We start from the raw sequence: 22277 nt of genomic DNA, 5'->3' as shown, positions 1-22277 counted from the left end.
ACATGAGTGATCCGGTTATTGAAATCGAGGGGTTAAAAAATTATTTAGGTGGCCAATGGGTTCACTCAGATGTAAATTTAACGGTTAAAAAAGGCGAAATACTGGCCATTATTGGCGGAAGTGGCAGCGGTAAAACCACCATTTTGCGAAGTATTTTAATGCTTTTAAAACCTACAGCTGGTTCCATCAAAGTATTTGGAAAGGACGTCTTAAACATCGGTGAACAAGAAGCGAATAAAATCAGACAACGCTGGGGGATGTTATTTCAACATAGCGCCTTATTTTCTGCTTTAACCGTTCTTGAAAATATTATGTTTCCTATGAAAGAGTTGACTGAGCTCAGCGCACACTTTCGCCGCCAATTAGCGATGTTAAAATTAAGCCTTGTGGGGCTTTCTAAAGAGACCGCGGGGAAATTTCCATCGGAACTTAGTGGCGGTATGCAACGACGGGCTGCTGCTGCGAGAGCGATTGCGATGGATCCTGAATTATTATTTCTGGATGAGCCAACTTCGGGGCTAGATCCATTGAGTGCCAAAAAGTTTGATGAATTGATTTTATTTTTACGCGATGCGCTTAACTTGACGGTTGTTGTCGTGAGCCATGACATTGAATCATTAAAGCGAATCTCCGATCGCGTGGCGTTTGTTGGCAAGGGAAAAATATTGAGTGTTGAACCCATCGAATCACTCATGAACAATGATAATCCATTAATTGCTGATTATTTTAGTAAAATGTAATTTGACTTTTACATCGACTCAGCGAAAATGTGACTTAGATCAGTTACGATAAAGTAAGACGGGAGCAAAGTGTTTGGAATCAAAAGTTAATTATACCCTAGTCGGCTTGACCGTTATTTTGCTTACCATTGGTTTGATCACCGCTGGTCTATGGCTATCCGTTGGGTTTGATCGAAAAACTTATAATCGCTACATTGTCTACATGCATGAATCTGTGACCGGTTTATCTGAGGAATCGCCAGTAAAATATAATGGAGTAAAAATCGGGCAGGTTAGCAAAATCGAACTAAGTAAAACCGATCCTCAAAAAACTAAAATTTTAATACAAGTTGAAGAGGGAACGCCGATTACAGCATCCACGTACGCCACCCTAATTACGCAAGGAATTACAGGCACAACTTACCTGGGCTTATCACCCACCACATCAACCTTTGTTCCCTTACAAAAAACCCCTGGAGAGCGTTATCCAGTGATCCCCTCTAAGCCTTCGTTTTTCAATCGCTTAGAAAAAAATCTAAATGAGATCAGTGAAGGATTCAAAAGCATCTTAACCAAAGAAAACGCTCGAAACCTTAACGCTGCGTTAAACGAATTGCCTAAAGCATTAAACGAACTTCAAATCGCAACGAAAAAATTTACTGCCATGTCAGAGGATATGTCCACAGCTGGCACACAAGTCACAACCACGATGAAAGCCGGGAAAGAAAGCATTGATAAAATATCACAGCAAACCTTACCCCCAGCAATCCTATTGCTTCGTCGTTTAAATGATATTGCCGCTAACTTAGAAAAAGTTAGCGAAGAAATGCGCCAAAATCCAGCGGTAATAATAAGGGGTTCAACTCCACCACCCCGCGGACCAGGAGAATAACTGTGAGACTATTCGGGATAACCATACTGGTTTGCCTATTATCGGCATGCGCCGTAAAAACATCGGTCCAAAATAAATATAAACTAGCGGAATTTAGTAGCAAGCCTTCCCAAGTAAAACATCGCCCGTCATCAATTCTTGTATCCTCCCCAATCGCCGCCTCGGGTTATGATACTGCACAAATGCTGTATATGATCAAACCCTATGAGTTAAGCCCTTTTTCGAAAAATGCCTGGATTGATGCTCCATCTGGCATGTTATTTCCACTCATTGTGCAAAGCCTGCAAGCCAGCCATTATTTTTATGCAGTAACGTCTATCCCTTATTCGGACCGTTCTGACTATCGCCTGGATACCCAATTAATTTCGCTACAACAGAATTTCTTATGTAAGCCAAGCGTTTTAGATCTGGTGGTCAAAAATGTGATTACCAACACGCAAGAAAATCAGGTGATCGCCTCTAGAATATTTACTCATCATATTCCGTGCCCAATGGAGTCACCTTATGGAGGAGTATTAGCAGCCAATCAGGCTACAAAACTTTACACAGCCGAGCTCACCGATTTCGTCATCAAAACCATTAATCGTGACCGCGGTCTAGGGAAGGTTCCCTAATAGCAGAAAGTAAAAAAAAAATGTACAATGAGCCGCCACAAGCGTTGTGCTGATAGGTCGATGTTATTGTGGGTCTTATTTTAAACTTATAATCCTAGAAAAAGCAGTTGAGTAGGTAGCGAACAAGTTAAGGGTGCTGAAGATATTGTGCCTTTAGCTTGCATAGTAGTGCTTAACCGCATTATCTTGGATAAATCAATTGCCTAAGATTTCAAGGAGATCAGAATGCGTATCCGAGCTGTATTAAAAACTGGGTTATTAGCAGCAAGTATTATTTTGCTTGCCTCTTGCTCGAAAAGCCCTGGAAGTACTGGAATGGGTGGAGAAGATGATGGCGGTTTGGCGGCTAACGGGCTAGGTCAATTAAACAGCCGCTTTGCAGGCCAAGAAGAAGGGGAATCTTATACTACTCGGGCACCTCACAATCAGGTTTATCTATTTGCTTACGACAATAGCACCTTGGCTTCTAAATACGTGCCTTCTGTAAATGCCCAGGCTGAGTATTTAAAAAACCATCCCGGCGCCAGAATATTGCTGGCCGGCCATACTGACGAACGTGGCAGTCGAGAGTATAACATAGCTCTTGGAGAGCGACGCGCAAACACAGTTGCAGATCTTATTCGCATGGCAGGCGTTAATCGCAATCAAGTTAGAGTTGTAAGTTATGGCAAAGAACGTCCCGTTAGTTCTGGCCATGATGAAGCGTCAAGACGTCAAAATCGACGAGTTGAACTAATCTATGAGGCAACCCAATGATAAAAATTCATCGCTTTTTTCTAACACTATGTTTTGCTGTGCTGTTGCCCTGCAGCGGATTTTCTGAAGTACCCGTAGTGGATGAAAGTGAAAATTACGCGATGTTGGACGACCATCAGGCCGAGTTTGATCGGCCTGATGCCCCTTTGGAGCGCGACTATGCCTTCAATGACATGGCACCGCTCGCTGTAGAAGAACCTGAATTTAATGCGGAGTTGATTGATGAAACACCTATAGCCAAAGCTACAGCTCCCAGCGCTGATGATCTTCCCATGGCCTATGATGATTATGAAACTTCTAGTACTCAAAAGAATGCGCTTCTTCTCGATAAAGTCCAGCACTTGCAACAAGAGGTGCAGGAGCTTCGTGGTCAGTTAGAGGTACAGGCTCATGATTTAAAATTACTTCAGCAACAACAACTGGCTTTTTATAAAGATCTTGACGCCCGTTTGAGCAATAACTCAAGCATTTCCGGCAAGCAAAATCAACCGATGACACTTCAGGAACCTATTAAAACCGAAGCCCTTAAGCCATCATCTTCGAGCACAACTGCAACGTTAGCGCCTTTGAATGCCGCTGCAAAAACTAACCCTGCTAATGAACAAATTAGCTATCTTGCTGCTTATGAATTGGTTAAGAACAAAAAATACGATGACGCGCTAAGTGCTATGAAAACGTTTGTTAATCAGTACCCTCAAAGTGGCTATAAACCTAATGCGGAATATTGGCTAGGTGAGCTATACTTAGTCAAGAAAAACTACCCAGAAGCGATCCAACATTTTGATGCGGTTTTACAACATTATCCTTCTTCGAGTAAAGCGGCTGCCAGCTTGTTGAAAAGTGGTTATGCACTGGCCGCCAGCGGTAAAAAAGAAGAAGCTCGCCAGCGCCTGCGTGATGTGATTAAAAATTATCCCGATACAAACACAGCACAGCTGGCAACTGCAAAATTAAATGCGTTGGGGACCTAATTACTAAATTTCGATGCATGGAGGGCAACTTTAGACGGTAAAAACACAATGGCTCGTTCGAATAATCAATTAAGAATTACAGAAATATTTTACTCCTTACAAGGAGAATCCACGACCTCCGGGTTGCCCACCGTGTTCGTGAGATTAACGGGCTGTCCTCTTCGTTGTCAATATTGCGATACCGCTTATGCATTCAACGGTGGCCGTGTTATTTCTTATGATGAAATTTTGGGCCGCATCGCTGAATACAATTGCTTAAATGTTTGCATTACTGGTGGCGAACCTCTCGCCCAACCTGGATGTTTTGATTTAATGACTGAGCTCTGTGATAAGGGATATTTTGTCTCTTTAGAAACGAGCGGAGCAAGAGATATTTCACCTGTGGATAAACGCGTCATGGTAGTTATGGATCTAAAAACGCCAGACTCTGGTGAATGTGAAAAGAATTTGTATACAAACCTGGATCATTTAAAAAAAACGGATCAAATTAAGTTCGTTTTATGCAGCCGTGAAGACTATCAATGGGCATTAACCATCATTGAAACGCATCAATTACAACAAAAAGCACAGATTCTTTTTTCCCCGAGCTGGGGGCAATTAGAACCTAAAATTTTAGCCGACTGGATTGTGGGCGATCAAATTAATGTCCGTTTTCAGCTACAATTGCATAAGATTTTATGGAATGATTCGCCAGGCCATTAGACAATACTGTGACGCACTAATGTTGTCCGCATGATCTGAGCTACGTGCGGAAGCTTAGACTCATTATTGCCCACTTTTATAAAAGTGGCCAGCTCAAGTCTATCACTTTTGTAGTTTATGCATTTATAAGGAGCATTCTCCCATGCAATGGTTCGCCCAAGCCCCATCCAATATTGCGTTAATTAAATATATGGGAAAGAAAGACGATAAGCGAAATCTTCCTATCAATGCGTCTCTTTCTTATACCTTAAATAAATTATTAAGTAGCGTTGAACTAGAAACAAAACCTGGCCACAAAGACGATTGGGCTCCGTTAACCATTCCTGGCGCGAAACCTTTTGAACTCAGTAAAACCGCACAGCAACGTTTTTTAGATCACCTTACACGATTAAAAGCCTATTTTAATTACGACGGCGCATTTAGAGTTCGCTCCAGCAACAACTTTCCCCACAGTAGCGGACTGGCAAGCTCTGCTTCGAGTTTTGCTGCGTTAACAAAATGTGCTGTTCTTGCCCTCAGTGAGCTGACCCACAAACCTATACCACCGATTGAAGAGCAGGCGCATTTAAGTCGATTGGGCTCAGGCTCCTCATGCCGCTCTTTTTTTTCACCCTGGGCCTTATGGCGAGAGGACACTGTAGAAGCCATTGAATTACCCTATAAAAATCTTATACATCAAGTGATTGTGATTAGTCATGATGAAAAAAAAATCTCTTCGAGTGAAGCGCATATGCGAATTCATACCAGCAAGTTATACCCTACTCGCGCTGAACAAGCAGAATACAATCTAAAAGCATTATTAGCAGCATTTGAAAACGAAGATTGGAAAAGTGCTTATCAAGTCTGCTGGCGTGAATTTCATGATATGCATAAATTGTTCACCACTTGCATATCTCCTTTTTCTTATATGACCGAACAATCCAATCAAGCTTTAAAACTGCTTCAAGGGCTTTGGCAAAATGTCGGGGATGGTCCTATTGTCACCATGGACGCCGGCCCCAATATTCATTTATTATATCGCCCTGACCAAGAAGAACTGGCCAACCAGTTTAAGAAAAAGTATTTGTTAGGCAACTATGATCTCATCTGATTTTAAAACAACCACACATGGAAAGTGGATTCTTGCAGGCGAACACGCGGTACTGCGAGGATTCGGTGCATTGGTGTTTCCGATTAAAGAAAAACAATTAACGTTACATTATAAAGCGACATCAGAGAATTTAAGCGCTGATTTTAATGGCAGCAACGGCGAAGATATGCACTTGCTATTTTGGAGCGTTCTTGAACATGGGATGCAGATTTTAGGCAAGTCTATTAATCATTTATCCGGACATTTTGCCATTCACAATAATATACCCATTGGCGTAGGTATGGGCGCGTCTGCAGCCCTCTGTGTCGCAATGACTCGATGGTTTGAATCCCGGGGGTTGCTCGGCAATTATTCTTGGCAAAGCTTTGCAAAGCAACTAGAAAATCTATTTCATGGAAAAAGCAGTGGTTTGGACATCGCGGGAGTTGCTGCTGACTCGGGGTTGTATTTTAGAAACGCTCATACAACGCCTATTAATCAAGACTGGAAACCTACATGGTTTTTATCCTCATCGGATCAAATTGGAATTACTTCTCACTGCATTACTCAAGTAGACATCTTATTAAAAGAAAATCCTCTGCAAGCCATAGCAATTGACGAGCAAATGAATCAGGCTGTCATTGAGGCTAAAGCCGCGTTAAACCAGTCCTCTTCCGACGCCCTCAATAGATTAGCAAATGCAATCAATTTGGCCAGTGATTGCTTTAAAGCCTGGGGATTAGTCAGTGATAATCTGATTCAACATATGCGAATGCTGAAGGAAGCCGGCGCCATCGCCGTAAAACCAACCGGCTCAGGAAATGGTGGCTATGTGGTAAGTTTATGGGAACAACAGCCAATCAATCTAAACATGACGCTTATACCCGTTTAATCTACGAAGTGGTAATAATCCTCAGTTTCTTTGATCATACCTAATTCATAGCGAGCACGTTCCTCGAGGGCTTGATCGCCAGATTTTAATTCCACCACATCGGCTTCTAAAGCCCGATTACGAGCGGTGAGTTTTTTATTCTCTTCTTTCTGGTGAGCCACTTGCTGTTCTAGCGCTTTCCATTGAACAATGCTCCCGTCACCCAACCATAGTTTATACTGTAACCCAAACAGAACCAAGAGCAAGCAGCTTATGAATATCCGCATAATATGACTCTCAATGTATCTACTCAAGAAACTTTAAATGCGACTTTTATGTTGATGCCTTTTTTACTTAAGCTTTAAGAAAAAAAGATATCGCCAAAATATCGCATTTTGAAGTATCTTGAGTAAGGCCTAATAGGCAATATTCCCGTGATCGTTCAAAATGCGTGATTTATGCTATTTCTTTTTTGCCCTGCCGCATTTTATAAAAACTCGCATTTTGAACGATCACGGGTATATCTTTTGATAAACGGGTCTAAATTTGCACTATATCGCATGACAATAGCCTTGATGGCTCACTTATTTAGACTCAATTTATCACCTTTTTGCTTCTAGCAAAAATTTCGGGCGTTAAATGCCAAGTGCTGCTTTTCCAGCATAAGGTAATTTTGCCATTTCATTAATGCGCAAAAGCTCGTTGTATTTTGCGACACGATCCGTTCTACAAAGAGAACCGGTTTTAATTTGCCCACATCCGGTAGCAACCGCGAGATCGGCGATAAATACTTCTTCGGTTTCACCTGAGCGGTGGGACATGACACAGCGATAATCATGTTCATGTGCAAGCTTAATTGCTTGTCTGGTCTCAGTTAATGTTCCAATTTGGTTAAGTTTGATTAAAATTGCATTGGCAGTTTTTTCGGCAATCCCTCTTTTCAAGATGCTTGGGTTGGTTACGAACAAATCATCCCCAACTAGCTGAACTTTTGAACCCAATTCAGCGGTCAGTGTTTTCCAACCATCCCAATCATTTTCATCCAAACCATCTTCAATACTGACAATGGGATATTGTTTTAATAAGTCCGCATAATATTGGATCATGTCTTCACTGCTATATACCTTTTGTTCCGAGCTAAGCTCATATTTCCCATGGCGGTATAATTCTGAGGCTGCAACATCTAACGCAAAAAACACATCTTCCCCTAGTCGAAACCCTGCTTTTTGGACAGCGTCCACAAGCATATCTAAGGCTTGATGATTGGACTTTAAATTAGGCGCGAATCCGCCTTCATCACCAATCGCTGTGTTTAACCCTTGCTGTTTAAGCACGGATTTTAATACATGAAAAATTTCTGTACCCATTTGTAAGGCGGTAGGAAAATCAGAAGCTCCGACAGGCATAATCATAAATTCTTGAATATCGATATTATTATCTGCATGCGCACCACCATTTAATACATTCATCATAGGCACGGGCATAGACATCGCTTCATGATCATTTAAAGATTGGAATAAAGGGGTATTCGTCACTTTAGCATGTGCTTTAGCGCATGCTAAAGAAACGGCCAGAATGGCGTTAGCCCCTAACTTAGATTTATTTTCAGTGCCATCTAATTCGCATAAACGAGCATCAATTTTAGTCTGGTTATCGACAGCAAATCCTTCTAAGGCATGATTGATTGCTTCATTAATATTTTGAACGGCTTTAAGAACACCCTTACCAGCATAACGAGCCGAGTCTTTGTCTCGTAGCTCACAAGCTTCTCGGCTTCCGGTAGAAGCTCCGGAAGGAACGCTTGCCCGCGCCATCACCCCATTATCTAACAATACATCGGCTTCTACAGTAGGATTGCCTCTTGAATCTAAAATTTCACGCCCTCTAATACTGGCAATACGCATCACACATCCTCAGTTAGTAAATTTCGAATGTACCCATTCCACCTGAAGATACTGGTTTTTTCGCGATTTGATTTTTATGTCAGCGATAGCGAAAATCCAGTATCTTCAGGTGGAGTGGGTATATACCCGTGATCGTTCAAAACGCGTGTTTTTACGCGCCTTTATTTTTTGTGCTGCCGTATTTTAAAAAGCGAGTAACGGCTTATGCCCTTGCGAGTTTTTTAAAATACGGTAGGGCGAAAAAGAAAAAGCATAAATCACCCATTTCGAACGATCACGGTTATATTGTTTTGGTCTACCAACACGATGTCAAGTTTTTTCAAAACACTCCGTTATTCAGGATATTAAGTTCTAATCCAAGGCATTCCACCTATTTTTTCTCTGTGCGGTACTATTTTTTATAAAAAAACTCTCTGTACATGACAAAAAAACTTGCAAAACATTTCGTTACTGTATTTTTTTGGATATAATTAGCCACATTTTCAGCGAGACCGTGTGAATCATGAGCCGCATTTTTAACATGTTTGGCCCATCCCCAATTCGGCCTATTGAGCAGCATATGCGCAAAGTGTATCTTTGTGCGAAACAGCTGTCTCCATTTTTTGAAGCTGTATTGAATAATAACTGGGATGAAGCGCTCATTATTCGCGATAAAATTTCAAAAGTTGAAAAAGAAGCCGATTTGATTAAGCGTGATCTTCGCTTACATTTACCAACAGGCCTTTTTCTACCCGTTTCACGCACAGATCTTCTTGAGCTGTTAAGCGCTCAAGATCGTATCGCCAATAAAGCCGAGGATATTGCAGGACTTATTATTAGCCGACAAATGCAACTTCCAAAAGCGCTTTCTAACCTCTTCATGCCCTTTTTAAATCGCTCACTAGATGCCGCAAAACAAGCTTGTAAAGCCATTAACGAATTGGATGAACTTCTTGAAACTGGTTTTCGTGGTAGTGAAGTAAAAATTGTTGAAGAAATGATCGTAACTCTCGATGAAATAGAGCACGACAGTGATGATAAGTTAGCAGACATTCGTCATCGCATTTTTGAGCTGGAAAAGGATTTGCCTGCTATTGAAATTGTTTTCCTTTACAAATTAGTCCAATGGATTGGTGACTTAGCCGACCATGCTCAAACTGTAGGTGGTCGCCTGCAAATTCTTATTGCCCGGTAAGTTCTCTATGGATTTAACACTAATATACGTAATACTCGCAATCTTTCTTTGTTTCTTTATGACCTGGGGCGTTGGGGCCAATGATTTAGCGAACGTCATGAGCACGACGATGGGATCTAAGGCCGTAACGGTTAAACAAGCCATGTTAATCGCTGTGATCTTCGAATTTGCCGGTGCTTTTTTAGGCGGAACCGGCGTGACCGAAACCATGCGCGATGGCATCATTAACACCAGCGAGTTAGTGACTCATCCCTATATTTTGATTCAGGGCATGTTAAGCGTATTACTGGCTTGCACCATCTGGATGAACCTTGCCAGCTACTATGGCTTGCCTGTATCAATTACCAATGCATTGGTCGGCTCTATGGTTGGTTTTGGTGGAATTGTACTCGGGAAAAACGCGATACATTGGCACCAAGTCTCTCATATTGCCATCGGGTGGGTGACGTCGCCCTTGATCGCTGGAACCACAGCTTATGCCTTATTTATTAGTATTCAGCAATCTATTTTCGTTAAAAGCGACCCTTTAGCCAAAGCAAAACGCTTTATTCCAGTTTATTTATTCTTAATTGGAACGGTTTTGTCGTTTATTACTGTCTTTAAAGGACTCAATCATTTCGATATTCGGTTAAATCTTAAGCAAGATATTGCAGTAACATTAGTAACAAGCATTGTCTTAACCGCAATTGGTTTAATTTTTATTCGCCGAATTCCAGAACGCCCTAATTTAAGACGGCGCGAGCGTTTTCTACAAGTCGAAAAATATTTTGCAGTATTAATGGCTCTTACAGCCTGCGCCATGGTTTTTGCCCATGGTGCTAATGATGTTTCCCTGGCCGTAGGTCCTTTAACAATTATTCACTCTCTGGTTCTTGATGCCAATCAACCGTTTGAAGCCACCGATTATCCAGCGTGGATTATCTTGTTAGGTTGTGTTGGGGTTGTCACTGGTTTATTGATGTATGGACGTAAAGTGATTGAAACCGTAGGTAGCTCCATCACTGCACTGACCCCAAGCCGAGCGTTTGCCGCAACGCTCGCAGCGGCTACAACGGTTGTGATTGCAACGTCCATTGGGATCCCCGTTTCTGCCACACAAACACTGGTTGGTGCAGTTTTGGGGGTTGGTCTCGCACGAGGTATTGGTGCTTTAAACCTGTTGGTTATTCGCAATATTTTCACCTCATGGATATTAACCTTACCTGCTGCATCCCTTTTAACGATACTTTCCTATAAAATCATCCATGCAGCGTTTGGTTAACTAAAAATCTTGCCAAATTTGATCTTGCTGTTTGCCAGCTTCAGGATTATCACGCAGATTCGCTATGCGCTCATGCTTCTTGATTTCTTTTAGCTGCGATTGGGTTTTCTCATGCGTCGCATCGTATTTATATAAAAATTTATCAATGGGACTGACGTAGGATTTATCAATATCTTGTACACTCATATTGTTTCCATTTAAACAAGTTAAACCTACTGGTAATTTTATAAGGTTTTCATTAAAGTTGCCATTCATGATTTAAATAAAGAGGGCAAAATGTCATTAAAAAAAGCAGAATTGCACGTTCACTTAGAAGGAACTATATCACCTAACCTTGCACGAACCTTAGCTCAGCGCAATAATCTTCCTTTACCTGAGGATTTAATTTCTGAAGATGGAACAAGTTATTTATCCCGTGACTTTCTTCACTTTTTACAGGTCTATGATGTTGTTGCCGATCTCATTAAACGGCCGCAAGATTATTATGACATCACTTATGATTATTTACGTTCTTGCGCTGAGGGTGGCGCTATTTATGTAGAGATGATGTACTCACCGGATCACGCGGAAAAAGCAAGTGGCATTCCTTCCATAGAACATTTACAAGCAATTCAAAAAGCCGTGGATGATTCAAAAGCAGACTTTGATATTGTTGGACGAATTATTATTACCGCGGTAAGACATTTTGGGGCCGAATCTGCTGAGCGCGTCGCACAGAATGCTGCTCGCCACTCCGTGCCTTGTGCTACTGGTTTTGGATTGGGCGGTGATGAAATTAACTTCCCTCCAGGGCTGTTTAGCAAAGCATATCAAATTGCCTCCGATGCTGGACTCGAATGTACCGCTCATGCCGGTGAGTTTGCACCAGCCAGTGGTATGGTTGAAGCGATGGAAACATTACCAATAAAACGCATTGGGCATGGCGTGCAAGTGATTAATTCACCGGAAACCATGGCTATGGTTAAAGATCGCGGCATTGCTTTAGAGCTTTGTCCATCCAGCAATATTAAGTTGGGACTATTTAAAAATCTTAGTGAGCATCCCTTTCCTAAATTATACGAAGCTGGGTTAAACATTAGCATCAACTCAGACGATCCCCCGTTTTTTACCACGAACCTAGCGCGCGAATATCGACTTGTTCAAGAAGCTTATGGTTATAGTGACGATCAGATCAATCAGATCACATTAATGGCTATCGAATCTGCGTTCGTTGATGAGAAAACAAGGGAAGAATTGCGAAGTAAATTACAGTAAGGTTATACTCTGTATTGATAAGGCTAACTACCGTAGCTTATCACCCCTTGAGTGACCGACATTGATAACACAGATGCAAGGTCACTCAAGGGGACCGACCGGTACGAGAACAGCAAGATCCATGAGATTTAAGAGCGTCTCTCTTTAGCTAAGCCACTTCTTCCATATACTGACGTAACTTTTTCATTGCATTTTTTTCCAACTGTCTGACTCGTTCAGCCGATACTCCATATTTATCAGCCAAGGCATGCAGCGTAACGGCTTTTTCATTAGACAACCAGCGCTGCTGTAAAATATCTTGGCTACGCTCATCCAGACGCTCTAAGGCTAAATGAAGCTTTTCATGGCTTTGGGTGCTGCTATCTTCTTGTTCGAGAACATACGCCGGATCACTGCCATTATCATGTAAAAAGCGAGCGGGAACTGATTTGTAACTACCGTTGTCATCTTCATCCGAATCGGAAAAATCAAATGAAGCGTCCATAGCATTTAGACGCTCTTCCATCACCAAAACATCTTCACGGGATACGCCAAGGTCTTGAGCCACAGCATCCACTTCTTCACTAGTCATCCAGCCTAAGCGCTTTTTCATTTGTCGCATATTAAAAAATAACTTACGCTGCGCTTTGGTTGTTGCGACCTTAACAATACGCCAATTTTGAATAACGAATTCATGAATCTCGGCTCGAATCCAATGCACTGCAAACGAAACCAGACGAACGCCGATGGATGGATCAAAGCGCTTTACCGCTTTCATCAACCCAACATTTCCTTCCTGAATGAGATCGCCCAGAGGTAATCCATAACCCAAATACCCTCGTGCAACACGTACGACATAGCGTAAATGCGCAAGTACTAAACGACGTGCGCTTTCTAAGTCACCTTCGTCATGAAACCGCTTTGCACAATCAATTTCTTCCTCTGCGGTCAACATTGGGATTTGATTTACGCGATGGATATAAGCGTCAAGACTACCTAACGGGAAATTTGCGGTTGAAAGATGCAACTGAAGACTCATGTTCATTCCTCTAGATAAAGCCATACTTTCATATAAAACTTATTTCTTCTTTTTTATCTGTCGAAATAATGATTGGGTATATTATAATACTATCAGTAATAAGGCTCAATAGATGCAAGCTGGCGTTTAACCGACAGCCTTGCACCAAGCCAGCCAAGTATAGTCGCTGCAAGAATGAGTAGCAAGATTTGAGCGAACGTCAGTCCTGCCAAAGGATAATGCATCTGATAAGCTGCGGCCAGATTATTGGCAGCCATAACGAGGCTTAAGAGAAAGATATTGACGAGCAATACAGCCACAACAGCTCCGGCCAACCCGTACCAAAGCCCAGAATATAAAAAGGGGCGAACAATAAATGAATCGGTAGCTCCAATTAATTTTAAAACTTGTATTTCTTCATGCCGGCTTTGAATTGCAAGACGAAGTGTATTACCAATAATTAAAATCACAGCCAAAGCCAGTAAAATCATTAACCCATGCACGATATTCGTAGCAAAATCCAAGATTGCGTGGAGACGATTTACCCATTGCATATCGAGTTTTGCCTGATCAACGTGTGAAAGCGCTTTAAGTTGCTGATATAAGGCTTCAATCTCGCTAGGTTTATCGATACTAATCGCAGGGATAATCTCAATGACTGCGGGTAAAGGATTTTCAGGTAAATAACTCATAATATCCGCCATACCTTCTTGGCGCTGCAACTCAGTCATACCTTCTTTAGGTGTTTTGAGCGTTGCTTGACCAACACCTTTTATGGAACGAACTTCAGTAAGAACAGCTGTTTGCTTAAGTTCGGATAAGGACGGCGTCAAGTACAAAGAGATGTGCCCACTTTGTTTCCAATTACTGGTGAGCTGCTCAAGGTTGGCTGTAAATACCCAAAATAAAGCCGGTAGCGATAAGGTAATTGCGATAACAATAATTGTCATTATGGTCGCTAAGGGCTTTTGCAACATGGTGTTCATGCTACTTATCGCAGCTTGCACATGATGTGCTAGATAAGTACGTAATACACTTAACATAAGCGGCCACCTCTTAACATCAAAATACGATGCTTCATTCCAGCGATCAAAGCCAGATCATGCGTTGCGATAAGTACACTTACGCCAACCTGATTAAACTCTTCAAAAATGTTCATCACTTCAGACGATAAACTTGGATCTAGATTTCCGGTGGGTTCATCCGCCAATACGAGTTGAGGCTTATGGACCACGGCGCGTGCAATTCCTACGCGCTGTTGTTCACCGCCAGACAGATGAATGGGCAACAACTTGCCTTTGCTCAGTAAGCCGACCATATCTAATGCCGCGTGAACGCGCTTTGTCAGTTTGTGCGGGTGAACACCTTGTATCTTAAGCGGTAGGGCAACATTTTCAAAAACGCTGCGGTCATTTAAAAGATGAGGGGATTGGAACGTTATCCCAAGGGTGCTACGAAACCCAGCAATATCGCGTTTTTTTATCTGGTTAAGTCTTGTCCCATTAATAATAATCTGACCCGAAGTCGGCTTCTCCAGCATAGCAATGAGTTTAAGCAAAGTACTTTTGCCTGCACCTGAATGCCCCGTTAAAAAGGCCATTTCTCCTTTCTCTAAACAAAAGTTGACTTCATTGAGGGCCTCAAAGCCACCTGGATATCGTTTACAGACTTGGTTAAATTCGATCATCATTGAAAATTGCATCAACAAAATACGCCGCATCGAAAGGACGTAAATCATCAATTCCTTCACCAATCCCTATATAACGAAATGGTATATCTAATTCATTAGCAATAGCAAATAAAATTCCCCCTTTGGCTGTGCCGTCTAACTTAGTTATAGCAATCCCTGTAACGCCAACGGCTTCTTTAAATTGCCGAGCTTGGTTAAGAGCATTCTGTCCAATCGTTGCGTCTAAAACCAACATCGTCTCATGGGGGGCATTGGGGTCTAATTTAGTTAAAACCCGCTTTATTTTTTTTAGCTCATCCATAAGGTTCTGTTGCGTATGCAACCGCCCCGCGGTATCAGCAATTAATACATCATAGTTCCTCGCTTTTGCCGCTTGCAACGCATCATAGACAACAGAGGCGCTATCCGCGCCTGAATGTTGGGCAATCACTGGTATTTTATTACGCTCTCCCCAAGCTTCCAATTGCTCAATGGCTGCCGCTCGAAAGGTATCCCCCGCAGCCAACATCACTTTTTTCCCTTGTTGTTGAAATTGTTTAGCTAATTTGCCAATAGTAGTGGTTTTGCCTGCGCCATTAACGCCCACCATCAGAATAACAAATGGTCCTTCCTCTTCTGCTTTAAGCGTCAAAGGTTCTGAGGAACGCATAAGAACCGTCTGCAAATGTACTTTAAGTGCAGCAAATACCGCGTCACCATCGGCTAATTGTTTTCGAGCAAGCCCATCACTCAACTTCTCAATAATAGCTTGGGTGGTTTCAATCCCTACATCGGCGGTCAATAACATGGTTTCGAGATCATCGAGCAAATCCGCATCGATTTCTTTTTTGCCTAATAAAAGCCGGCCGATCCCATCCCCAAGATGATGCCTTGTTTTAGTCAACCCCGCTTTAAAGCGACCGAATATTCCTTTTCTTTCCAGTGGCGGCGTTATAGCCGGTTCCTCTGCTATAATTGGAACTGATGAAGCGCTTCCCTCTTCAGGCTTTACCGAAGAGGTCTCGGATGTCTTCGTTTCTTTGTCGTCTTGATTTCGCTTAAACCATTTAATCATAGGTATACAAATTAGGTGAAATGTGGAATTCTATCACTTTTTTTTAGTTGAGGTGTAATCATGCGAGTTGTGTTAATGGTTCTATTAACGCTACTAACCCCCCTAACCTACAGTAAAACACAAGATTTTACACTGGACAATGGTTTAAAAGTTGTGGTGAAAGAAGACCATCGCGCACCGGTAGTCGTCTCAATGATTTGGTACGATGTTGGATCGGCGGATGAAAAAGGCGGTATTACTGGCGTCTCTCATGCCCTTGAGCATTTAATGTTTAAAGGGACGGAGAAATATCCTTTAGGTGTTTTTTCCAAAACCATTTCTTCTTTAGGTGGACAAGAAAATGCATTCACCAATACAGACTATACTGCTTATTTTGAAAAAATTGCAGCCCCTCATCTTGCGACCAGTTTTGAACTGGAAGCGGATCGGATGCAAAACTTACTGTTAGATAAAGAAGAATTTGATAAGGAAATAAAGGTGATTCAAGAAGAACGTCGCCTAAGAACGGATGATAACCCTCAAGCACTCACTTACGAACGATTTTTATCGGCAGCTCATCTGGCCTCTCCTTACCATCACCCCGTCATTGGTTGGATGAGTGATCTTGAACAAATGACGGTTGAAGATGCCCGTGATTGGTATGCCAAATATTATGCACCTAATAATGCCACATTGATTGTGGTGGGGGATGTAAAACCAACTGAAGTTTATGAATTGGCAAAAAAATACTTTGGGCACCTGAAACCAATCACCTTACCAAAACGTAAAGCCCAGATTGAACCACCAACTCTAGGAAAAAAAGAAGTTATTGTAAGAGCACCAGCTCAAGTTCCTATGCTCATGCTTGGATATACTGTTCCAACCGTGAAATCTATAGGAGACAATTCTTATGAACCCTATGCACTTGAAGTCATGGCGGGGATTTTAGATGCCGGAGATAGTGGACGCTTTAGCCGACAGTTAGTACGAGGAAAACACGTAGCTAGCGTTACTGATGTGATTTACAACCTCTATTCACGCTATGAGACACAATTTGTTTTGTATGGAACGCCTAGCCAAGGCCATAGCCTAGATGACTTGAAATCAGATATGTTAACTGAACTTCAACAACTGCAGCAGAAAACAGTGTCAAATAAAGAATTGCAACGAATCAAAACACAAATCATCGCTCAAAAAGTATTTGAGCGCGACTCTATTTTTGGTCAGGCAATGGAAATCGGTCTTCTCGAAACAATTGGACTTGGTTGGAAAACGGCAGAACAATATATCGAACGCATTAATCGTGTCACACCTGAGCAAATTCAAGCGGTTGCTAAAAAGTATTTCCAGGAAAAAAATCTGACGGAGGCTAAATTAATTCCTGATAATTCAATGTAACCTCAACTTGATCAAACCGAAGATTGAACGTATTACTGCTAGATTACGCAAAGGTTTAACGAGTCAAGAACAATAAGGATAATGATGAGACTATTGTACCCATTCTATCTAACGATACTGAATTTTCGCTCTTGCTTTTCGCGCATTCACGATTTTAAAACACTTCCAATAGAGCAAGCTATTATCCGTTTTTTAAAATCCCGCGGCCACAAAAATCATTTCACGGAAAAATCAGCATCTATAGGGAAAATAGGTATAGTCGCATTCTGCAGCTTATTCTTACTAATGCCTACAGCCATAGCTGCTAGCTCCTTAAAGCCAATGAGTTGGAAGACAAGCAATGGGGCCAACGTTGTTTTTTATCAAGCCATGGAAGTCCCCATGCTGAACATTAAAGTCGCATTTGCAGCAGGCTCAGCTTATGATGGCGATCAATTTGGTCTAAGTGCCCTTACAACGGATTTGTTAAATCAAGGTAATGATGGCAAAGATGCGAGCACCATTGCTGAGCTACTGGAGGCAACCGGCGCCCAATATCACACTGAAAGCACAAGAGATATGGTCGTATTGGATCTCAAAACGCTCAGCGAAGCCACCGCATTGAACAGTGCAACAGACATTTTTGCCAAAATTATTGCCAAACCAGATTTTTTAGCTCCCGCGTTTGATCGTGAAAAAAGTCAACAATTAATGGCCATCAACCAAGCATTAGAGTCTCCCAATGAAGTGGCTAATCAAGCTTTTTTTAGAGTTCTCTATCAAGATCATCCTTATGCTCATCCAGTGCTTGGAACCACTGAAACCGTGGAACAGATAGCCTTAAAAGACGTTCGTAATTTTTATAGAACTCATTTTGTGGGCCAAAATGCCACCGTTGTCCTGGTGGGAGCGATCCAACCTGACCAAGCTAAAGCAATTGCTGAGAAACTTACTCAAGGCCTTCAGAAAGGGGCTTCACCCCCTAGTATTATAAGAGCTTTACCACTCAGTGAAGACATGAATGTCGAAGTTCCCTTTCCCTCTTCGCAAACTATAATTCGGCTTGGACAACTTGGCATCACGCATCACAATAAAGACTATTTCCCCTTAGTGGTAGGAAATTATATTTTAGGCGGTGGCAGTTTGGTATCACAACTGGCTATAGAGGTTCGAGAAAAGCGCGGCCTTAGTTATGGGGTTCATAGCCAATTTTTACCTTTAGCCGGTGTTGGCCCCTTTTTGATAAGCCTAGCTACGAAAGCTAATCAAGCCAATACAGCCATTGATATCACACGAAAAGTGCTTACAAATTTTGTTCAACATGGTCCAAATCCCAAAGAGATAACCGAAGCCAAACAGTATTTAATTGGCAGCTTTCCTCTGGCCATTGCAAGCAATAGTAGCATTGCAGATATGCTTCTCAAAATAGCCTTTTATAATTTACCAGAAGATTATTTAGATACCTACATTGAACGAGTGAATGCGGTTACTCAATCTGAAATAAAATCTGCGTTTAACTCTACATTGTCTTCCAGCAAGTTGTTACAAGTTACTGTGGGGCAACGGTGAAACAAGTGATTCGAATTATTGGAGGACAATATCGCGGAAAAAAAATTCATTTTCCAGCCATCACTGGTTTGCGTCCCACCCCGGATAGGGTGCGAGAAACCTTGTTCAATTGGCTTATGTCCATCATTCGAGGATCCCGATGTCTTGATGCGTTTGCTGGAAGCGGGGCGCTTGGTTTTGAAGCACACTCACGCGGTGCAGCTAAAGTGGTCATGGTTGAGGAATCAAGCAAAGCCTATAGTCATCTTTTAAACGAAGCGAAAGCATTTGAACCTTCAGGGATAACCATTATTAAAGGGGATGCCTATCGGTATTTAAAGGAAACCCAGGAACAATTTGATATTATATTTTTGGACCCCCCTTTCGCTCAGAATTATCTTCCCTTAATCCAGGCGCTGGAACATAAAAATGTGCTTGTTCCTACAGGTTATGTGTACATCGAATCACCACAAGAAATTGAACTAAATCCTCTGTATTGGAAAAAATTAAAATTAAAACAAAGTGGCCAGGTTTTTTATGGTCTCTATCAGAAATTAAATTAAGAGCAGGTAATGCTTGACAAGGGGTCAGCCTCCTGTTTCAATCAATACTAATCTAATGTTAATAAAAAATTTAAGATGAATCATCGGATTGTCATCATTCTCTTGACAACTTTGCTGCTCGCTAGCTGCCATAACCGTGTTATGTTAAAAAAGCCTCCATTTAATGAGCCTAGTGATGACGCAACGATCAAACTTGCTGAGGCAGCTAATTCCGTTAGTCGTTCCATGTTGGAAATGGCACGAGTTGAGAAGGACATTCGACCTCCAGCCAAAGATAATGTCTTAACCATTCCAAATGCTTATAATTTGCAAGCTCGCGCATCCGTTGATTGGTCAGGTCCTATTGCCGAAATAACAGAGCGAATTGCTAAATCCGCGCATTATCGCCTGCGGATACTTGGAAAAGAACCCGCTATTCCCGTATTAATTAGCATGAACGTTAAAGATGAGAGCTTAGCGGAAATTCTCCGCGATATTGATTATCAGGCTGGAGATAAAGCCTACATCCATGTTTACCCTAACAGTCAGGTCGTTGAATTACGCTATGCCAAACTTTATTCGTAGCATTCCACTCATACTTAGCGCCTTGCTTGTATCCTGCCATTCAAACACAGGGAGAGTTGGGGATACTGGATCCCTTGCAGGCTTACAAGCAATGGGCAACGGTGGAGCAAATCAAGGTGATACTTCAACCGGAAAAATCCGGGAAATGGCTATTCGAGAAACAGCACTAAGCCTTGGCGCTCAATCCGGACTTGCCTGGCGTGCCAAGTTTATCGATGAAGAACTTGTAAAAGAAACTAGAAATCTCGATGCTATTTTCGATTTTAATTCGCTAGTACTTCCTCACAATATATTGCCCCCAGTGTTGCTTGAGGGTCGAAATACATTAAATCTTGCCGATCCTGGCACAATCCGCATTTCTGACCGCACTTACAAAGTTGCAAAACAAGCAAGATTTATAACTACCCCTCCTAATTGGCGTCAATACTTATGGATGGATTATAAAAAACCGGATTATCCCAACGTGACTTTATTGCCTAAAACCAAAGAAGAAAGAGCCGTATGGATTGAGTGCGTCGAAAAAGGTTGGAAAAATGGCGTTGACCAAGCCAATGTTATTTTAGAAGAAAGCTTAGCGCGCATTAAAGAAGATTTTAACGGCATGATCCTATATCGTAAATTATTGGCTATGAATATGATATCCGCGCCTTTTGTATCTCATACGGATCTTGGCGTTACAGGCGATGCGTCTGAAATTCATATCGATGATCGAGTTCTTCGTATTGCAGCCCTTCCTGCTTTGAATACTAACAGTAATGAATGGCGTGCTGCAGTAACCAAAGATGATAACGCTTTAGAACAGTTTAAGAAAATGGAAAAACTGGTTAATTCGGCTAAAATTAAAGTAACGAGTAAAGCCTGGCAACCAGTAATTGCGCCAATCAATATAGCGAAGTGATCCCTATCCTGGGGAAGAGAGTAATTAAAGCCGCAGTACATGGTAGCCTGGATGGAGTGCCGCGAAATCCAGGATTATAGATTCTATAACGCTCAGATCCTGGATTTCGCTTCGCCCCACTCTGGCTACCTGATGTTAATAAATACTAAGTTTTATACTCTCTAACCTATGTTCACCAATGATATGTATATATTGCGCGCCTTAGCCAGATGATTTATCCCTTATCATTGTGTTTTACAAGTATTCTAATGCTATAAGTTTTTATAGGAGTTTCGTTATATGGCAGAAAGTGATCATATTAATATCATGCCTGATGAACCGACCCGTTTTACACCCGTCTTTATGGATCGGATGCTGGAACATGCAGAATCGTTAAATGCCTCGGATATTACCATTCAAACGAGTGAGCCGATTTTTGCTGAAGTGTATGGTCGGCTTGTTAAAATCACAAAGCGCCCTTTATCCAATACCGAAGTCGGCGATTTAATTAACGCCATCTACGGACCCAATGCCACCACGCAATTACTATCGGGCACCGACATTGATACGCACTATGAATTTCGACCCAATCGTGGCGTTCGTTTTCGCTATCGTGTTAACGGTACGGCCTGTTTAGTTGAAGGCCATGATGCGATTCAAATTACCTTACGTACCATTCCTACAACTCCCCCCAGACTTGAGTCCATGGAATTACCGCAAAATATCATTGAGGCCATTGAACCGCAGGAGGGAATCATCTTCATTACTGGCGCGACTGGTTCCGGTAAATCAACCTTATTAGCTTCAATCATTCGCGACTTAATTGAAAAAGAAGAATCAAACCGTAAGGTTTTAACCTATGAAGCCCCTATCGAATTCGTTTACGATGAAATTGAAACTATTTCAGCGGTCGTCAGCCAATCTGAAATTCCACGCCACATCCCATCTTTTGCCGATGGTGTGCGAAATGCGTTGCGCCGCAAACCACGCCTAATTATGGTGGGGGAATGTCGTGATGCTGAAACCATTAGCGCGGCCCTGGAGGCCGCTTTAACCGGCCATCCAGTTTATACAACGTTACACACTTCTGGGGTCGCAGAAACCATGCGACGTTTGGTTACCTCGTTTTCTGGAGAAGAGCGCTTAGGTCGAACCATTGATATTTTAGAGACCATTCGTCTTTGTATCTGGCAAAAATTAGTACCTACGGTAGATGGAAAACGCGTAGCACTGCGAGAATATTTGGTCTTTGATGAAGAAACCCGCGATATTCTATTAGAAGGCAATCCTAATGAAGTCACCAACATGACACGTAAATTGGTACGTGAGCGGGGCCAGCTTATGACCGTGGATGCCAAACGCAAATTTGAAGAGGGCATTATTAGCGAACGCATGTATAAATTAATAATCGCTGGTACGAAAGAATATCATCATTGAAAAA

General features: G+C 42.0%; 24 protein-coding genes. 17 read left to right on the top strand and 7 right to left on the bottom strand.

Going from position 1 to position 22277, the window contains the following annotated elements:
- Positions 1-2 precede the first annotated feature (2 nt).
- The 8 genes from E1O47_RS09220 to E1O47_RS09185 all read left to right on the top strand — a co-directional run bounded on the left by E1O47_RS09220 (position 3) and on the right by E1O47_RS09185 (position 6615).
- On the top strand, positions 3-740 hold the full coding sequence (locus tag E1O47_RS09220) for an ABC transporter ATP-binding protein (protein ID WP_133130969.1): 738 nt from the start codon (positions 3-5) through the stop codon (positions 738-740).
- A gap of 73 nt (positions 741-813) precedes the next feature.
- A complete protein-coding gene (locus E1O47_RS09215; protein ID WP_133130968.1) occupies positions 814-1611 on the top strand; it encodes an MlaD family protein in 798 nt (265 codons plus the stop codon).
- Positions 1612-1613: 2 nt separating this feature from the next.
- Positions 1614-2225: an ABC-type transport auxiliary lipoprotein family protein gene (locus tag E1O47_RS09210; protein ID WP_242602088.1), complete on the top strand. Its 612-nt coding sequence runs from the start codon at positions 1614-1616 to the stop codon at positions 2223-2225.
- A gap of 225 nt (positions 2226-2450) precedes the next feature.
- Positions 2451-2981, top strand: a complete 531-nt coding sequence (pal, locus tag E1O47_RS09205; protein ID WP_133130966.1) for a peptidoglycan-associated lipoprotein Pal — start codon at positions 2451-2453, stop codon at positions 2979-2981.
- Entirely contained in the window at positions 2978-3952 is a 975-nt protein-coding gene (gene ybgF, locus E1O47_RS09200; RefSeq protein ID WP_133130965.1) for a tol-pal system protein YbgF, read from the top strand. Before pal ends, ybgF begins: the two co-directional genes overlap by 4 nt.
- A gap of 48 nt (positions 3953-4000) precedes the next feature.
- The gene (gene queE / locus E1O47_RS09195; protein WP_133130964.1) at positions 4001-4654 is read left to right on the top strand and encodes a 7-carboxy-7-deazaguanine synthase QueE; all 654 of its coding nucleotides are present in this window, start codon (positions 4001-4003) and stop codon (positions 4652-4654) included.
- 142 nt (positions 4655-4796) lie between these two features.
- A complete protein-coding gene (locus tag E1O47_RS09190; RefSeq protein WP_133130963.1) occupies positions 4797-5744 on the top strand; it encodes a diphosphomevalonate decarboxylase in 948 nt (315 codons plus the stop codon).
- Positions 5731-6615 carry a mevalonate kinase family protein gene (locus tag E1O47_RS09185; protein ID WP_133130962.1) on the top strand — a complete coding sequence of 295 codons (885 nt, stop codon included), beginning with the start codon at positions 5731-5733 and terminating at the stop codon, positions 6613-6615. Before E1O47_RS09190 ends, E1O47_RS09185 begins: the two co-directional genes overlap by 14 nt.
- On the opposite strand, the gene ftsB is transcribed toward E1O47_RS09185, so the two are convergent.
- Positions 6612-6881 carry a cell division protein FtsB gene (gene ftsB / locus E1O47_RS09180; RefSeq protein WP_133130961.1) on the bottom strand — a complete coding sequence of 90 codons (270 nt, stop codon included), beginning with the start codon at positions 6879-6881 and terminating at the stop codon, positions 6612-6614. The genes E1O47_RS09185 and ftsB overlap by 4 nt on opposite strands.
- A 348-nt stretch (positions 6882-7229) precedes the next feature.
- Positions 7230-8498 carry a phosphopyruvate hydratase gene (gene eno / locus E1O47_RS09175; protein ID WP_133130960.1) on the bottom strand — a complete coding sequence of 423 codons (1269 nt, stop codon included), beginning with the start codon at positions 8496-8498 and terminating at the stop codon, positions 7230-7232.
- Positions 8499-9000: 502 nt separating this feature from the next.
- Here eno and E1O47_RS09170 point away from each other — a divergent pair.
- Both E1O47_RS09170 and E1O47_RS09165 read left to right on the top strand, forming a co-directional pair.
- Positions 9001-9672, top strand: a complete 672-nt coding sequence (locus E1O47_RS09170) for a TIGR00153 family protein (RefSeq protein WP_133130959.1) — start codon at positions 9001-9003, stop codon at positions 9670-9672.
- Positions 9673-9679: 7 nt separating this feature from the next.
- Positions 9680-10933 (top strand): inorganic phosphate transporter, encoded by a 1254-nt coding sequence (locus E1O47_RS09165; protein ID WP_133130958.1) that lies wholly within the window; start codon positions 9680-9682, stop codon positions 10931-10933.
- On the opposite strand, the gene E1O47_RS09160 is transcribed toward E1O47_RS09165, so the two are convergent.
- Positions 10934-11119 (bottom strand): CBU_0585 family protein, encoded by a 186-nt coding sequence (locus tag E1O47_RS09160; RefSeq protein ID WP_133130957.1) that lies wholly within the window; start codon positions 11117-11119, stop codon positions 10934-10936. It abuts the gene before it with no gap.
- A gap of 90 nt (positions 11120-11209) precedes the next feature.
- Between E1O47_RS09160 and E1O47_RS09155 the strand changes: the two genes are divergently transcribed.
- Positions 11210-12187, top strand: coding sequence for an adenosine deaminase (locus E1O47_RS09155; RefSeq protein ID WP_133130956.1), 978 nt, complete (start codon positions 11210-11212; stop codon positions 12185-12187).
- A gap of 148 nt (positions 12188-12335) precedes the next feature.
- On the opposite strand, the gene rpoH is transcribed toward E1O47_RS09155, so the two are convergent.
- From rpoH to ftsY, 4 genes are all read right to left on the bottom strand, one after another.
- A complete protein-coding gene (rpoH, locus tag E1O47_RS09150; protein WP_165475088.1) occupies positions 12336-13205 on the bottom strand; it encodes an RNA polymerase sigma factor RpoH in 870 nt (289 codons plus the stop codon).
- A gap of 92 nt (positions 13206-13297) precedes the next feature.
- Complete coding sequence (gene ftsX, locus E1O47_RS09145; protein WP_133130954.1) at positions 13298-14227, bottom strand: permease-like cell division protein FtsX; 930 nt, start codon at positions 14225-14227, stop codon at positions 13298-13300.
- Positions 14221-14871 (bottom strand): cell division ATP-binding protein FtsE, encoded by a 651-nt coding sequence (ftsE, locus tag E1O47_RS09140; RefSeq protein ID WP_133130984.1) that lies wholly within the window; start codon positions 14869-14871, stop codon positions 14221-14223. The genes ftsX and ftsE overlap by 7 nt, the downstream gene beginning before the upstream one ends.
- The gene (gene ftsY, locus E1O47_RS09135; RefSeq protein WP_133130953.1) at positions 14858-15928 is read right to left on the bottom strand and encodes a signal recognition particle-docking protein FtsY; all 1071 of its coding nucleotides are present in this window, start codon (positions 15926-15928) and stop codon (positions 14858-14860) included. The genes ftsE and ftsY overlap by 14 nt, the downstream gene beginning before the upstream one ends.
- Positions 15929-15988: 60 nt before the next feature.
- Between ftsY and E1O47_RS09130 the strand changes: the two genes are divergently transcribed.
- The 6 genes from E1O47_RS09130 to dotB all read left to right on the top strand — a co-directional run bounded on the left by E1O47_RS09130 (position 15989) and on the right by dotB (position 22273).
- Entirely contained in the window at positions 15989-17305 is a 1317-nt protein-coding gene (locus E1O47_RS09130; protein ID WP_133130952.1) for a M16 family metallopeptidase, read from the top strand.
- Positions 17306-17590: 285 nt separating this feature from the next.
- On the top strand, positions 17591-18853 hold the full coding sequence (locus E1O47_RS09125; protein WP_133130951.1) for a M16 family metallopeptidase: 1263 nt from the start codon (positions 17591-17593) through the stop codon (positions 18851-18853).
- Complete coding sequence (rsmD, locus tag E1O47_RS09120; RefSeq protein WP_133130950.1) at positions 18850-19395, top strand: 16S rRNA (guanine(966)-N(2))-methyltransferase RsmD; 546 nt, start codon at positions 18850-18852, stop codon at positions 19393-19395. The genes E1O47_RS09125 and rsmD overlap by 4 nt, the downstream gene beginning before the upstream one ends.
- 75 nt (positions 19396-19470) lie before the next feature.
- On the top strand, positions 19471-19959 hold the full coding sequence (gene dotD / locus E1O47_RS09115; protein WP_133130949.1) for a type IVB secretion system lipoprotein DotD: 489 nt from the start codon (positions 19471-19473) through the stop codon (positions 19957-19959).
- On the top strand, positions 19940-20857 hold the full coding sequence (locus E1O47_RS09110) for a type IV secretion system DotC family protein (RefSeq protein ID WP_133130948.1): 918 nt from the start codon (positions 19940-19942) through the stop codon (positions 20855-20857). The genes dotD and E1O47_RS09110 overlap by 20 nt, the downstream gene beginning before the upstream one ends.
- Before the next feature lie 306 nt (positions 20858-21163).
- A complete protein-coding gene (gene dotB, locus E1O47_RS09105) occupies positions 21164-22273 on the top strand; it encodes a Dot/Icm type IV secretion system ATPase DotB (protein WP_133130983.1) in 1110 nt (369 codons plus the stop codon).
- The last annotated feature ends 4 nt before the right edge of the window (positions 22274-22277 follow it).

Source organism: Legionella yabuuchiae, from assembly GCF_900640115.1.
Classification (GTDB): Bacteria; Pseudomonadota; Gammaproteobacteria; order Legionellales; family Legionellaceae; genus Legionella_A; species Legionella_A yabuuchiae.
This window is presented reverse-complemented; position numbering and strand designations above follow the sequence as displayed.

What these genes read in the sequence shown, in the direction of transcription:
- E1O47_RS09220 (WP_133130969.1), top strand. Translation starts at nt 3, where the DNA reads ATGAGTGATCCGGTTATTGAAATCGAGGGGTTAAAAAATTATTTAGGT.
- pal (WP_133130966.1), top strand. Translation starts at nt 2,451, where the DNA reads ATGCGTATCCGAGCTGTATTAAAAACTGGGTTATTAGCAGCAAGTATT.
- ybgF (WP_133130965.1), top strand. Translation starts at nt 2,978, where the DNA reads ATGATAAAAATTCATCGCTTTTTTCTAACACTATGTTTTGCTGTGCTG.
- queE (WP_133130964.1), top strand. Translation starts at nt 4,001, where the DNA reads ATGGCTCGTTCGAATAATCAATTAAGAATTACAGAAATATTTTACTCC.
- E1O47_RS09190 (WP_133130963.1), top strand. Translation starts at nt 4,797, where the DNA reads ATGCAATGGTTCGCCCAAGCCCCATCCAATATTGCGTTAATTAAATAT.
- E1O47_RS09185 (WP_133130962.1), top strand. Translation starts at nt 5,731, where the DNA reads ATGATCTCATCTGATTTTAAAACAACCACACATGGAAAGTGGATTCTT.
- ftsB (WP_133130961.1), bottom strand. Translation starts at nt 6,881, where the DNA reads ATGCGGATATTCATAAGCTGCTTGCTCTTGGTTCTGTTTGGGTTACAG.
- eno (WP_133130960.1), bottom strand. Translation starts at nt 8,498, where the DNA reads ATGCGTATTGCCAGTATTAGAGGGCGTGAAATTTTAGATTCAAGAGGC.
- E1O47_RS09170 (WP_133130959.1), top strand. Translation starts at nt 9,001, where the DNA reads ATGAGCCGCATTTTTAACATGTTTGGCCCATCCCCAATTCGGCCTATT.
- E1O47_RS09165 (WP_133130958.1), top strand. Translation starts at nt 9,680, where the DNA reads ATGGATTTAACACTAATATACGTAATACTCGCAATCTTTCTTTGTTTC.
- E1O47_RS09160 (WP_133130957.1), bottom strand. Translation starts at nt 11,119, where the DNA reads ATGAGTGTACAAGATATTGATAAATCCTACGTCAGTCCCATTGATAAA.
- E1O47_RS09155 (WP_133130956.1), top strand. Translation starts at nt 11,210, where the DNA reads ATGTCATTAAAAAAAGCAGAATTGCACGTTCACTTAGAAGGAACTATA.
- rpoH (WP_165475088.1), bottom strand. Translation starts at nt 13,205, where the DNA reads ATGAGTCTTCAGTTGCATCTTTCAACCGCAAATTTCCCGTTAGGTAGT.
- ftsX (WP_133130954.1), bottom strand. Translation starts at nt 14,227, where the DNA reads ATGTTAAGTGTATTACGTACTTATCTAGCACATCATGTGCAAGCTGCG.
- ftsE (WP_133130984.1), bottom strand. Translation starts at nt 14,871, where the DNA reads ATGATCGAATTTAACCAAGTCTGTAAACGATATCCAGGTGGCTTTGAG.
- ftsY (WP_133130953.1), bottom strand. Translation starts at nt 15,928, where the DNA reads ATGATTAAATGGTTTAAGCGAAATCAAGACGACAAAGAAACGAAGACA.
- E1O47_RS09130 (WP_133130952.1), top strand. Translation starts at nt 15,989, where the DNA reads ATGCGAGTTGTGTTAATGGTTCTATTAACGCTACTAACCCCCCTAACC.
- E1O47_RS09125 (WP_133130951.1), top strand. Translation starts at nt 17,591, where the DNA reads ATGCCTACAGCCATAGCTGCTAGCTCCTTAAAGCCAATGAGTTGGAAG.
- dotD (WP_133130949.1), top strand. Translation starts at nt 19,471, where the DNA reads ATGAATCATCGGATTGTCATCATTCTCTTGACAACTTTGCTGCTCGCT.
- E1O47_RS09110 (WP_133130948.1), top strand. Translation starts at nt 19,940, where the DNA reads ATGCCAAACTTTATTCGTAGCATTCCACTCATACTTAGCGCCTTGCTT.
- dotB (WP_133130983.1), top strand. Translation starts at nt 21,164, where the DNA reads ATGCCTGATGAACCGACCCGTTTTACACCCGTCTTTATGGATCGGATG.